The following is a 13,537-nucleotide window of genomic DNA, read 5'->3' on the forward strand; positions in this document are numbered from 1 at the left end:
CCGCCGGATTTTTAAATAGCCCCGCCCGCGTCGAGCATGTTGCCGGCCCCGATCACCACCGTGGCGCCCACCAGCAGGCCGATCCCGGTCAGCACCAGGGTCCGCGTGCGGCGGCTCGCCCCGCGCCATTCCTTGAGCGCGAAGCCCCAGAGCGTGGAGAACAGGATGATCGAGGCCATGTGCAGCGTCCAGGATGAGAAGCCGTAGCGGCCCATCTGGCTCTCGCCCATCGTGTAGAAGAAGAACTGGAAGTACCACAGCGTCCCGCCCAGCGCGGCCAGCAGGTAGTTGGCGAGCAGCGGCGCGCGGGTGCTGCCGTCCTCGCCGTTGCTGGCGCCGAAGAACTGCCCGAAGCTGCGGTTGCGGCGGATCAGCAGCGCACACCAGATGAGGTTGGTGGTCAGTCCGCCCGAAAGGACGACGCAGAGCACCGGCAGGCCCTGGCTGAGGGGATCGGTGCCCGCCGCTAGCGTCAGGTCGCGGATCGGCTGGCCGGCGTCGAGCCCCCAGGCGAAGCAGCCCGACATCACGCCGGAAAACACCGCGATCAGCAGGCCTTTCTTCAGATTGAACTCGGCTACGCCTTCCGACGCTTGCCCGCCCAGATCCTTGTCCTTGCCGTGGCCCGCCCGCGCGACGACGATGATGCCGATCAGGGTGATGACAATGCCCAGCAGCGTCAGTTGCCCGCTGGTCCGCGAGGCGATCTCGCCGATGGTGCCGTGGAAGATCGGCGGGCCCATCGTGCCGATCACCGTGGTGAGGCCGAGCGCCACCGCCATGCCGAGCGAGAGCCCGAGATAGCGCATGGTGAGGCCGAAGGTCAGGCCGCCGAAGCCCCACATCGCGCCCCAGAACCAGCACCACAGCAAAGTGGAGGGGGGCGCGGCGCTGAGCACGCCGAGGAGGTTCTCGGTCCGCAGCGAGGCGAAGACCCAGGGCGCGATCAGCCAGGAAAAGATCCCGCCCGCCAGCCAGAACACTTCCCAGGACCACAGTTTGATGCGTTTGTAGGGCACGTAGAAGCTGGCCGAGGCAAAGCCGCCCAGCCAGTGGAAGATGACGCCCAGCGCCGGATTGCCTCCCATTTCAGTCTGATCCTCTCGTTATGTCGTTGTTATGTGCGGGGGCGGCGTCAGGCAGGCTCCCGCACCTGTTCGCGCCATTTCGCGCGGTAGCCCGCAAGGTCGCCTTCCAGCGGCTCGACGCGGCGCAGGCCGCCTTGCGCCTGCAGCATCGGGTTGATCAGCCGCAGCGCCCCGAACGAGACGTCGTTATGGGCATTGGCGACAAAGACTTCGGTCTCCGGGCGCAGCGCGGCGAGCGCCCGCACGAAGACTTCGGCATCGGCGAAGCGCCCCTCGATCAGCAGGCGCTGCTTCGAGCCGATGAGGTCGAGCGCGGTATCGGCGACCAGCGCTGCATAGAGACAGACGCCCGCGCGCCGCGCATACCAGGTTCCGGCCCATTCCGCGGGGCGGTTCACCCATTCGGCCTTGCCGTGCGGGAAGGGCCCGAAACCGGGGGCGAGCGTGGGCAGCATCATCGTGCCGCGTTCCAGCAGCGCGGGCACCGCTTCCAGCAGCCGGGGCTGGTCGGGGCGGATGTCGACCCGGCGGGTGTCGATCTGGATCACGCTCTCGATCTCGCGCCCGCCCATGAAGCGCGCGGAGGGCACCGGCCAGCCATAGGCGTCGACATTGACGAGGGTGTCGCGCGCCTCGGGCAGCGCCGAAAGCGAGACCGTCTCGGCGGCCAGCCGCATGGCGATGAACCAGGTGCCGGTGGACAGGATCGTCGCTTCCTGCCGGGCGATCTCGGCAAAACCGCGCGCGGCGAGCAGGGCCGCGTTCGAATCGTGCAGTCCCGCCAGCACCTTGGCATTGGCGGGAAGCCCGGTCTCGGCGGCGATCTCGGGCCTGAGGGTGCCGACCACGTCGCTGGCCTTGGCGAGCGGGGCAAAGCGGTCCGCCCAGCCGAGCCGCTCGGCCATCGGCGAGAAGCGCGCGTCCGCCGGGCACCACAGGTCGCTGTGACAGCCCAGGCTGGTCACTTCGGTGGCCAGCGCGCCGGAGAGGAACCAGGCCCAGTATTGCGCCCAGGGTACCAGCGTTGCGCGCTGCATCGCCTCGGGATGGCGCCGGGCCATCCAGTAGACTTGCGCGCCGAGGTTGAGGCCGTCGGGCAGGGCGGGCGATCCGGTCAGCACGAATCGGTCGCGCTCCTTGCGGTAGGCGGCCATGACTTCTGCGGGCAGCGGCTGTTCGTAGTCGAGCGGGGGGAACAGCAGGCCCTCTTCGCCAAGCGCGGCAAAGCCGGCGCCGTGGGCGACCGGGATCAGCGCTTCCACCGGATGGCCCGCCCAGCCGCGCAGCGTCGCGCGCAGCCATTGGCCGATTCCCGCGGCATCGAGGCAGCGCACGCCGTCCACTTCACAGGGCACGTTGGGACGGACCTGCCGGTCGATCATGCGCCCGCCCTTGGTCCACAGCGTCAACTTGCTGAGGGTCTTGCCGATATCGACGACAATATAGGTGCCGCTTCCTGCCATTCGCTCTGCCCATTTTTCACCATGCGTGAACATGGTGTTGTTTGATTGGATTTGATCGTTTAGTATCGAATCAGATTGAACCTGAAAAGAGGTTTCGTTAGAGGATGCCCATGGACACGATTGCCCCTGCCAAACCGGCGGCCCAGAGCGCCGCGCTTCCCTTCTCGGTTCCGGCCAGCCGCTGGGACGACTCGCTGGCGGCCACGCTTTCGCCTGCCGAACTGCTGCTGTACCGTTCGAACCTGCTGGGTTCGGACCTCACCGTCACCAATTTCGGCGGCGGCAACACCTCCGCCAAGCTCGAAGAGATCGACCCGCTGACCGGCGAGGCGGTGGAAGTGCTGTGGGTGAAGGGTTCGGGCGGCGACATCGGCTCGATGAAGCTGGACGGTTTCGCCACGCTCTACCAGCACAAGCTGCTCGGCCTCGAGAACCACTACAACGGCCCTGAAGACGACGACAAGATGGTCGGCTTCCTGCCGCACTGCACGTTCAACCTCAACGGCCGCGCCGCCTCCATCGACACGCCGCTGCACTCGCTGCTGCCCTTCGCGCATGTCGATCACGTCCACCCCGATGCGATCATCGCGCTGGCTGCCTCTTCGGGCGGCGAGGCGGCGACGCAGGAAATCTGGGGCGGCAAGATCGGCTGGCTCGGCTGGAAGCGCCCCGGCTACACGCTGGGCGTGATGCTGCGCGATTACGTCGCGGCCAACCCGCAAGTCGAGGGCGTCATGCTCGCCGGCCACGGCATCATCTGCTGGGCGGACAGCGCCAAGGCCTGCTACGAACACACCGTCGAGCTGATCGCCGACGCGGCGAACTACCTCAATGCCAGGCTTTCCGAAAAGCCCGCTTTCGGCGGTGCGGTCATTTCCTCCTCCTCCGACCGCGCAGCCCTTGCTGCCGACCTTATGCCCCGCCTGCGTGCTGCCATGACGGGCGCGCGGCGTAAGGTCGGCCATTTTTCGGACGATGCCGAAGCGCTGGAATTCGTGAACTCGGCCGAGTTCGAGCGCCTTGCCGCGCTGGGCACCTCGTGCCCCGATCACTTCCTGCGCACCAAGATCGCTCCCCTGACGCTCGATCCTTCGCGCCTTCAGGACGATGCCTATCTGGCGCAGAAGATTGCCGATTATCGCGCCATGTACGCAGCCTATTACGAGCGCTGCAAGCGTCCCAACTCGCCCGCGATGCGCGATGCCAACCCGGTGGTCGTGCTGGTGCCGGGCGTGGGCCGCATCACTTTCGCCACCGACAAGACCACGGCGCGCCTTGCCGGTGAGTTCTACGGCAACGCCATCAATGTGATGCGCGGCGCCGAGGCCATCGGCGACTACATCGCGCTCGACGAGCAGGAAGCGTTCGACATCGAATACTGGCTGCTTGAGGAAGCCAAGCTCCAGCGCATGCCTGCGCCGAAGCCGTTGGTCGGCCGGGTGGCGCTCGTCACCGGCGGCGCGGGCGGCATCGGTGCCGCCACGGCCGCGCGGCTGATGGCGGACGGCGCCTGCGTGCTGCTGGCCGACCGCGACGCGAATGCCGTCGAGGAAGTGCGCGCCGGGTTCGCCAGGCAGTTCGGCAGGGACGTGGTCCGCGCCGCCGTCTGCGACGTGACCGACGAAGCGCAAGTCGCCGAAGCCTTTGCCGTCGCGGCGCGGGAATTCGGCGGGCTCGACATCCTGGTCGCCAATGCCGGCATCGCTTCCTCGGCGCCGATCGAGGAGACCACGATCGAACTGTGGAACCGCAACTACGACGTGCTGGCGCAGGGCTACTTCCTCACCAGCCGCGCCGCCTGGCCGCTGCTCAAGGGCATGAAGGAGCAGGGCGGCACTTCGGTGGTGTTCATCGGTTCGAAGAACGGCGTGGCCGCCGCCACCAACGCCTCCGCTTATGCCTCCGCCAAGGCCGCGGCGAACCATCTGGCGCGCTGCCTCGCTCTGGAAGGGGCGCCGCACGGCATCCGCGTCAACGTCGTCAACCCCGATGCGGTCATCAAGGGCAGCAAGATCTGGGACGGCGACTGGCGCAAGGAACGCGCGGGCGCCCACGGCATCGACACCGGCAAGGAACTGGAAGAGCACTACCGCAACCGCTCCATGCTGAAGCGCGACGTGCTGCCTTCGGACATTGCCGAGGCCGTGTATTTCCTTGCGGGCGACCAGTCGGCGAAATCCACCGGTAACATGATCAATGTCGATGCCGGTAACGCACAGGCCTTCACGCGCTGATAAGAGATGTTTTCGGGGAACGCGCGAACCGGCGCGGTCCCCGAACGGGCTAGAGGATAGAAGAATGAGCAGACTGCCGATTTCCGAAGAGCTGATCGCCGAAGCCAATGCCCGCGCGGCGGATGCGCTGGAGGACGAATATGCCTCGCTCGGCCGCAAGCTGGAGCGTTCGGGCATCGCCATCGACGCGATCAAGGACAAGGTCGCTGGTTTCTCGGTTGCCGTGCCTTCGTGGGGCGCAGGGCGCGGCGGCACCCGTTTCGCCAAGTTCCCGATCGCCGGTGAGCCGACCACCATTCACGAAAAGCTGGAAGACTGCGCCGTCATCAACCAGCTCTCGCGCCTGACGCCGCGCGTCTCGCCGCACTTCCCGTGGGACAAGGTGAGCGATTACAAGGCGCTGCGCGAGGAAGCCGCCAGCCTTGGCCTCGGCTTCGATGCGGTCAATTCCAACACCTTCCAGGACCAGAAGGACCAGGCGCACAGCTATTCCACCGGTTCGCTGTCCTCGACCATCGAGGCCACCCGCCAGCAGGCGGTGGAGCACAACATCGAATGCATCGAGATCGGCAAGCAGCTGGGCTCCACCGACCTCACCGTCTGGGTGGGCGACGGCACCAACTTCCCCGGCCAGCAGGACCTTGGCCGCAGCCTCGACCGTTATCTCGACGCCGCTTCGCAGGTCTATGCCGCGCTGCCGGACGACTGGCGCATGTTGCTGGAACACAAGATGTTCGAACCGGCGTTCTATTCCACCGTCATCAGCGACTGGGGTTCCTCGATCCTCGCCGCGCAGGAACTGGGCCCCAAGGCCAAGTGCCTGGTCGACCTTGGCCACCATGCGCCGAACGTCAACATCGAGCAGATCGTCGCCCGCCTTCACCGCTTCGGCAAGCTCGGCGGCTTCCACTTCAACGACAGCAAGTACGGCGACGACGACCTCGATTCGGGCTCGATCAACCCGCACCAGCTGTTCCTGGTGTTCAACGAACTGGTCGAGGCCGAACTGGCCCCGCGTGACGGGTTCAAGCCGAGCTACATGATCGACCAGTCGCACAACGTGACAGACCCGATCGAGTCCATGCTCTCGTCCGCCGAGGCGATCGGCTCCTGCTACGCCAAGGCGCTGCTGGTCGACCGCGAGGCGCTGCATCTGGCGCAGGAAGCCAACGACACGATGATGGCCTTCCAGGCGCTGCGCCGCGCCTACAACGTCGATGTCGGCCCGATCCTTGCCAAGGCGCGCGTCGAGGCGGGCGGCGCGGCGGACGTGCTGGGCGTCTACCGCGAAAGCCGCTGGCGCGACCGCAAGGCGCAGGAGCGCAAGGCCGTGGGCCTCGGCGCCGGGATCGTCTGATCCACCGCGATACCTGAACTGCCGCCGGGAAGGGCAACAGCCCTCCCGGCATCGCCTCTGCGCGAAGAACTCACAACCCATTGGATCCGGGAGGGATTATGCCGATCCATTCGCTGCGCACGCTGCTCTGCGTCGCCACCGCACTCGTTGCCGTTCCCGCCATCGCGCAGGAGCAGGCGCCCGCTCCCGCCGCCACCGATACCGCAGCCGCTCCGCTGGAAGAGCAGTTCCGCGATCCCCCCAACTCCGCCCGCCCGCGCGTCTGGTGGCACTGGATGAACGGCAACGTGTCCAAGGACGGCATCGCCAAGGACATGGCGTGGATGAAGCGCGTCGGCATCGGCGGCCTCCAGAACTTCGACGCGAACCTGCAGACCCCGCAAGTGGTCGATCACCGCCTTGTCTACATGACGCCGGAGTGGAAGGACGCCTTCCGCTTTGCCGCGCACGAGGCGGACCGGCAGGGGCTGGAACTCGCCATTGCCGCCTCGCCTGGCTGGTCGGAAACCGGCGGTCCCTGGGTGCGGCCCGAGGACGGGTTGAAGAAGCTGGTCTGGTCCGAGACCGCGGTGCCTGCCGGGCAGCGCTTCTCCGGCAAGCTGACCGCGCCGCCGGTGCAGACCGGGCCTTACCAGACCCTTGCGCCCGCGCTCTCCATCGAGGAGATGATCTCCGGCCATCCGGCGCCTCCCGGCCCTTCGTACTATGGCGAAGTCGGCGTCTTTGCCTTCCCCGAAGCCATCGTGCCTGCCGCCGCGCTGCCGCGCGCGGTGGACGGTCTTGGCAATGCGCTGTCGGCGGCCGCCTTGTTCGATAGCGATCTCACCAAGGGCGTTACGCTGGCCCGCAAGGAGGGCGAGGCGCCCAGCCTGCGGCTCGACTATGCGAAGCCCGCAAGGATCGGCTCGGCGACGGTCTTCGTGCCCGAGGTGGTGATCCCCTTTGCCGGGGCCGCTTTCACCGGCGCGCTGGAATCGAGCGCGGACGGTGCGACATGGACGCGGATCACCACGCTGACGCTGGGCACGGTGCCCACCACCGTCAGCTTCCCCGCCGTCACCGCCGCGCATTTCCGGCTGGTGCTGGAGGCGCGCAAGCCCGACGGCGGCCTCGGCTCGCCCGCGCCGGGCATTGCCATGGACGGCCTGTTCGACGGGGTCGGCGCGATGCTGGCGAAGAAGCCGCTGATCGTCGGGACGTTCGCGCTGGGCAGCGAGGCGAAAGTTGACCGGTTCGAGACCAAGGCCGGTTTCGTGATGAGCCGCGACTACTACGCGCTGGAAGAGCCCAAGGATGGTGCACAGGGGGTTGCGCCTGCCAGCGTCGTCGATCTCACCGGTAAGCTGAAGGCGGACGGCACGCTCGACTGGCAGGCGCCGGCGCTGCCCAGGGGCCAGCGCTGGCGGGTGCTGCGCATGGGCTATTCGCTGCTCGGCACCACCAACCACCCGGCGCCGCCCGAGGCGACCGGGCTTGAGGTGGACAAGTTCGACGGCGATGCCGTGCGGCGCTATCTCGATCACTACATCGGCCTCTACAAGGATGCCGCCGGGCCGGACATGGTTGGCAAGCGCGGCGTGCGCGCGCTGCTGACCGACTCGATCGAGGTGGGCGAGGCGAACTGGACGCCGAAGATGCTGGAGCAGTTCCAGCGCCTGCGCGGCTACGATGCGCGGCCCTGGCTGCCGGCGCTGACCGGCGTGCTGGTCGGCACCCGCGCCGAATCGGACAAGTTCCTCTACGACTACCGCCGCACGCTGGCCGACCTGCTGGCGAGCGAGCACTATGGCACCGTCGCCAGGGTCGCCCACGAAAACGGCCTCAAGCTCTACGGCGAGGCGCTGGAAGACAAGCGGCCGATGCTGGGCGACGACATGACCATGCGCAGCCACACGGACATTCCGATGGCCGCCATGTGGACCTTCCGCGAGGAAGGCCCGCGCCAGACGCTGATCGCCGACATGAAGGGCGCGGCCTCGGTGGCGCACCTTTACGGCCAGAACCTCGTCGCGGCGGAATCGATGACCGCCTCGATGTCACCCTGGGCCTTCGCGCCCAAGGACCTCAAGCGCTTCATCGACATGGAGTTCGTGAACGGCGTCAACCGCCCGGTGGTCCACACCTCGGTCCACGTGCCGGTGGACGACAAGAAGCCGGGCCTCTCGCTCTTCATCTTCGGCCAGTATTTCAACCGGATGGAAAGCTGGGGCGAGATGGCGAAGCCGTGGGTGGACTATATCGCGCGCTCCTCGCTGCTGCTGCAGGCGGGGCGGAACCTGGCCGATGTCGCCTATTTCTACGGCGAGGAAGCGCCGCTGACCGGGCTCTACGGCGATAAGCCGGTGGCCGATGCGCCGGTGACCCACGCCTACGATTTCCTCAGCTACGACGCGCTGACCGGGTTGCTGTCGAACGACGGCAACGAAGTCGTGGCGCCGAGCGGCGCGCGCTACCGGGCGATCTACCTCGGCGGCTCGTCGCGGCGCATGACGCTGGGGGCGCTCGGGAAGCTGGCGGCGCTGGTCGAAGGCGGCGCGACGGTGATCGGCAATGCGCCGGTTGCGACGCCCAGCATGATGGGGGCGCAGGACGCCGAGTGGTCGGCGCTGGTGGCAAGGCTCTGGCCGGGCAGCGGGGACGTCGCCGTCGGCAAGGGCCGGGTGATCGCGGGCAAGGACGTCGAAAGTGCGCTGCGGTCGATGAATGTGGCCCCGGACTTCACCTTCACCGGGGCGCAGGCGGGCGCGAAGATCCCCTTCGTCCACCGCCGCGACGGGCAGGGCGAGATCTACTATCTCTCCAACCCGCAAGGCCCGCAGACCATCGCGGCGCACTTCCGCGTGACCGGCAAGGTGCCCGAACTCTGGCACCCCGAAACCGGAACCAGCGAGCCGGTCAGCTACCGCATCGAGAACGGCGAAACCGTGGTGCCGCTCTCGCTGGTCGCGGACGATGCCGTCTTCGTGGTGTTCCGCAAGGCCGCCGCGCAAGCGAGCCTGACGCTGGCCGCAAAGCCGGTGCAGGTGCTCGCTTCGCTGGACGATGGCTGGTCGGTGCGCTTCCAGGCAGGGCGCGGCGCCCCGGCCTCGGTTGAAATGGCGAAGCTGGCGCCGCTGAACGAAAGCGGCGATCCGGGCGTGAAGTACTTCTCCGGCGAGGCGACGTATGCGCGCAGCTTCACGCTGCCCAGGGGCGCCAGGGCCGGCCAGCCGCTGTGGCTCGATCTCGGGCAGGTGGGCGACCTCGCCGAAGTGCGCGTGAACGGCCAGCTGGTCGGCGCGGTCTGGCACGCGCCCTACCGCCTCGACATCGGCAAGGCGGTGAAGAAGGGGGCCAACACCATCGAGGTGAAGGTGGCGGACCTGTGGGTGAACCGTCTGGTCGGCGATGCGCAACCTGGGGCCAAGCCGATCACCTGGACCGCGATGCCGACCTACCGCGCGGACGCGCCGCTGCGGCCTGCCGGGCTGATCGGGCCGGTGGTGCTGGAAGGCGGGAACTAGGCCGTAAGCTCAAGCCCTCCCCGGAGACGGGGAGGGCGGGTGTTGCGAAACCTGCGCCGCGCGCTGCGCCGCCTGTGCCACGCTGAAGGTGGAGCCTTCCGCCAGCACCTGGCATCCCGCCACGGCCAGCACATCGCGCACCCGGTCATGCGCGCGGGCGAGGATCACCTGCTTGCCCGCTTTCTCCAGTCCCTGGGTGAACTCGGCGACGACCTCGATGGCGGTGCTGTCGAGGTCGTTGCTCTCCTCGAGGCTGAGCACCACGACCCGCGCGCCGCTGGCTCGGGCGCGGCGGGCGATCGTGGCCAGCGCCGTCTCGGCATTGGCGAAGACAAGCTGGCCGTTGGGGCGGAAAATCACGACGCCCGGCAGCCGGTGCGCCTGCGGATGGCGTTTCAGGTCGACGAACTCATGCCCGTCGCCCAGCTGCCCCAGTTCGCTGATCGACGGGTTCGCCAGCTCGTAGAGCATGTGCAGCACCGACAGCGCGACCGCCAGCAACATGCCGTTGAGCACGCCCAGGGTCAGCACCCCCAGCACGGCAGCCAGCGCGATCGCGTGATCGCGGCGGATGCGGAAGAGGTGCAGCAGCGGCTTCGGCGACAGTGCATGGGTCAGTGCGGCGATGACGATGGCGGCCAGCATCGGCTGGGGAATGCGCGCGATCCAGCCCGACGCGAACAGCGCCATCGCCAGCAGCGCCAGACTGGCCGCGGTCGCCGCCCAGCGGCTCGATGCGCCCGCCGCCTCGTTGGCGGACCCGGCCGAAAAGCCCGCCCCTACCGGCATGCCCTGCACCAGCGCGGAGGCGAGGTTGGCGGTGCCGATGGCGGCCAGTTCGCGGTTGGCCGATAGCGTGTCGCCGTGGCGCAGGGCCAGCGTGCGCATGGTGCCCCAGCTTTCGGCAAACAGGATCAGCGCGATCGGCGCCGCCAGTTGGGCCAGGCGCGAGAGCCGGGTGGTGGAGAAGGGCCAGGCGCTGTCCGGCCAGCCGAGGCCGACCGGACCTGCAATGGCAATGCCATGCGCGGGCAGGTCCACCGCCGCCCCCAGTCCTATGGCGAGCGCCAGCACGATCAGCGCGCCGGGGATCTGCGGCATCCGGCGCAGCGCCAGCAGCACCGCAAGGGTCGCCATCCCGAGCAGGCAACTGGGCAGGTGCCACTGCGTCACCCGCGCGGCCAGCCCCGCCAGCACCACGAAGATCGTGCCCGGCGGCACGGACACCCCCGTCATCGCCGGAAGCTGCCGGACGATGATGGTGATGGCGAGGCCAAACGCGAACCCGCGCAGGACCGGGCGCGAGACGAAGCTGGCGAGGCTGCCCAGCCGCAGCAGCGAAAGCAGCAGGAAGATCAGCCCGGTCATCCCCACCAGCACCGTTGCCAGCCCCTCGCGCGCGGGGCCGGTGGCGGAAAGGCTGGCGAGCGTCGCGGCCAGGATGGCCGCGGCGGACGAGGTGGGCGAGACCACCGCGAAGCGGCTGCGCCCCACCAGCCCATAGGCGAGCCCGCCCGCAATCGCCGCCGCCAGCGCGCGGCCGGGGGCAAGGCCGGCGATTTCCGCATAGGCGACGCTTTCCGGCAGGATCAGCCCGGCCATGGCCAGCCCGGTCAGTCCATCGCGCCAGACGGGTTTGCGCATTCTCGATCCGGGGTTCTGCTCTCGCGCGGTCATGCCTCTGCCGTATGGCCGTGGGTGGATTTGTCCAGATGCGGACGGTGCCCGGTCATCCTGAGGTAGAAGCGGGAGAAGTAGGACGGGTCGGAAAAGCCCAGTTCGTTGGAGACCTGCACGACGCTGGCATTGGCAAAGCACAGCAGCCGCTGCGCCTCCAGCGCCAGCCGGGCGTGGAGCATGTCCTGCGGCGTGCAGTCCAGCCGCGCGCGGGTGAGGCGGGTCAGCGTGCGCGTGGTCATGCCCAGCCGCTCGGCATACCAGCCCAGCGGCAACTGGTCGCGAAAGTGCAGTTCGACCAGATGGCGCAGGTGCGAGATGCGCGGGTCGCCGCTGCCATCGTCGGCCGCCTCGTCCTCCGGCAGCAGCGAGCGCATCAGCGCCTCGGCCATCGCCAGGAACAGGGCATTGGGCCGCCGCCAGTCCTGCGCGATGGCCAGCATCTCGGCGCAGAGGAATTCGACCCGTGCGAGGATTTCCGGCGGCGTCGGTGCGAAGCGGCCATGGGTTGCGGCGTGGAGCAATGGATCGCCGGCATCGCTGCGCCGCTCCGCAAAACCGCTGCTGAGCATCAGCACGTAGCCTTCCGTTTCCGGGCGGAAGCGGAAGCCGTGGATGCTGCCGGCGGGCACGACGATGTGGCAGGGCGCCTCCAGCGTCTCGGTCGTATCGTCGATGGTCAGCGTGACCTGTCCCTTCGATACCAGCATGACCTGAACGCCGCGGACATGGCGGTGCGGGGCGATTTCCCAGTCATGCAAGGAGCTTCGCGCCGCAATCGTCTCGATATGACCCAGTTCCGCGAGGCTTTCGGGCATGTCCTCGCCGTAGAGGACGTAGCTGGGAACGGGGCGGGGGGAGGGCGGGCTCGGGGGCATGGAAGACTCGCGGGGTGTCCTGAAAGTACCGGAACATTGGCCGTCCGGTGCATTCCGCCAGAACCGCCGCAGTGTCAATCCAGGGGCAAGAATTGCGGCCTGCGCTCATGCGGCGCGCCCGATCGGGAGAAGGATCTATGCGTACCCAAGTCGCCATCATCGGCGCAGGCCCTGCCGGCCTGCTTCTCGGCCACCTGCTGCGTCTGGAGGGCATCGACTGCGTCGTGCTCGAACGCCAGACCGGGGACTACGTGCTCTCGCGCATCCGTGCCGGGGTGCTGGAGCAGGGCACCGTCGCGCTGATGGAGCGGCTCGGCCTCGATGCCCGCATGAAGGCCGAGGGCCTGCCGCACGACGGCTTCAACCTTGCCGACGGTGAGCGCCTGATCCGCATCGACATCAAGGCGCTGACCGGCAAGCAGGTCATGGTCTACGGCCAGACCGAACTGACCCGCGACCTGATGGAAGCGAGCGAGGGCCGCGGCCTTGAGGTGATCTACCAGGCCGCCGACGTCGCCCTGCACGCCATCGAGAGCGATGCGCCTTATGTCACCTACACCAAGGACGGCGCCGAGCACCGCGTCGACGCGCGCTTCATCGTCGGCTGCGACGGTTTCCATGGCCCCTCGCGCGCGGCGATCCCGGCCAGCGTCGGCCAGACCTTCGAGCGCGTCTATCCCTTCGGCTGGCTGGGCATCCTGGCCGATGTGCCGCCGTGCAACCACGAACTGATCTACGCGCACCACGAACGCGGCTTCGCACTCGCCTCGCAGCGCAGCCACACGCGCAGCCGCTATTACATCGACGTGCCGCTGACCGAGAAGCTGGAGGACTGGAGCGACGCGCGCATCTGGGACGAACTGGCGATCCGCCTCGGCCCCGACGCCGCCGCCCATATCACGCGCGGCCCCTCCATCGAGAAGTCGATCGCCCCGCTGCGCTCCTTCGTGTTCGAGCCGATGCGCCACGGCAGCCTGCTGCTCTGCGGCGATTCCGCGCATATCGTGCCGCCGACCGGCGCCAAGGGCCTGAACCTGGCGGCGAGCGACGTGCATTACGCCCACGAGGCCCTGCTCGCCTTCTTCCGCCGCGCCGACAACGATGCCGTTGCCGGGTACTCGGCCAAGGCGCTGCGCCGGGTCTGGGCCTCGGAGCGGTTCAGCTGGTCGCTGACCAAACTGATGCACCGCTTCCCCGACGACGGCCCGTTCGAGCGCCGCATGCAGCTGGCCGAACTGGACTACATCGCCTCGAGCGAGCACGCACAGCGGGTGATCGCCGAGAACTACGTGGGTTTGCCGGTTTAAGGGGGGCGGTTTAAGGGGGGCGGGCCGGTG

Annotated in this window: 8 protein-coding genes; 4 read left to right on the plus strand and 4 right to left on the minus strand. The window is 68.2% G+C overall.

Annotation, left to right across the window (positions count from 1 at the left end):
- Nucleotides 1–11: 11 nt before the first annotated feature.
- Nucleotides 12–1,088, minus strand: a complete 1,077-nt coding sequence (gene rhaT, locus OKA11_RS09210; protein WP_267219913.1) for an L-rhamnose/proton symporter RhaT — start codon at nt 1,086–1,088, stop codon at nt 12–14.
- Nucleotides 1,089–1,135: 47 nt separating this feature from the next.
- A complete protein-coding gene (locus OKA11_RS09215; RefSeq protein ID WP_267219914.1) occupies nt 1,136–2,551 on the minus strand; it encodes an FGGY-family carbohydrate kinase in 1,416 nt (471 codons plus the stop codon).
- A 110-nt stretch (nt 2,552–2,661) separates the two neighbouring features.
- On the opposite strand from OKA11_RS09215, the gene OKA11_RS09220 reads away from it, so the two are divergent.
- From OKA11_RS09220 to OKA11_RS09230, 3 genes are all read left to right on the plus strand, one after another.
- On the plus strand, nt 2,662–4,785 hold the full coding sequence (locus OKA11_RS09220) for a bifunctional rhamnulose-1-phosphate aldolase/short-chain dehydrogenase (protein WP_267219915.1): 2,124 nt from the start codon (nt 2,662–2,664) through the stop codon (nt 4,783–4,785).
- Nucleotides 4,786–4,849: 64 nt separating this feature from the next.
- Nucleotides 4,850–6,142 carry an L-rhamnose catabolism isomerase gene (gene rhaI / locus OKA11_RS09225; protein ID WP_267219916.1) on the plus strand — a complete coding sequence of 431 codons (1,293 nt, stop codon included), beginning with the start codon at nt 4,850–4,852 and terminating at the stop codon, nt 6,140–6,142.
- 98 nt (nt 6,143–6,240) lie between these two features.
- Nucleotides 6,241–9,645 carry a glycosyl hydrolase gene (locus OKA11_RS09230; RefSeq protein ID WP_267219917.1) on the plus strand — a complete coding sequence of 1,135 codons (3,405 nt, stop codon included), beginning with the start codon at nt 6,241–6,243 and terminating at the stop codon, nt 9,643–9,645.
- A gap of 9 nt (nt 9,646–9,654) precedes the next feature.
- Here the strand turns inward: OKA11_RS09230 and OKA11_RS09235 are convergent, their stop codons facing one another.
- Both OKA11_RS09235 and OKA11_RS09240 read right to left on the minus strand, forming a co-directional pair.
- The gene (locus tag OKA11_RS09235; protein WP_267219918.1) at nt 9,655–11,289 is read right to left on the minus strand and encodes a SulP family inorganic anion transporter; all 1,635 of its coding nucleotides are present in this window, start codon (nt 11,287–11,289) and stop codon (nt 9,655–9,657) included.
- A gap of 29 nt (nt 11,290–11,318) precedes the next feature.
- Entirely contained in the window at nt 11,319–12,200 is an 882-nt protein-coding gene (locus OKA11_RS09240) for a helix-turn-helix domain-containing protein (protein ID WP_267219919.1), read from the minus strand.
- A 137-nt stretch (nt 12,201–12,337) separates the two neighbouring features.
- On the opposite strand from OKA11_RS09240, the gene pobA reads away from it, so the two are divergent.
- Nucleotides 12,338–13,507 (plus strand): 4-hydroxybenzoate 3-monooxygenase, encoded by a 1,170-nt coding sequence (gene pobA, locus OKA11_RS09245; protein WP_267219920.1) that lies wholly within the window; start codon nt 12,338–12,340, stop codon nt 13,505–13,507.
- Nucleotides 13,508–13,537 lie beyond the last annotated feature (30 nt).

This window comes from Novosphingobium clariflavum, from assembly GCF_026420865.1.
Lineage (GTDB): Bacteria > Pseudomonadota > Alphaproteobacteria > Sphingomonadales > Sphingomonadaceae > Novosphingobium > Novosphingobium clariflavum.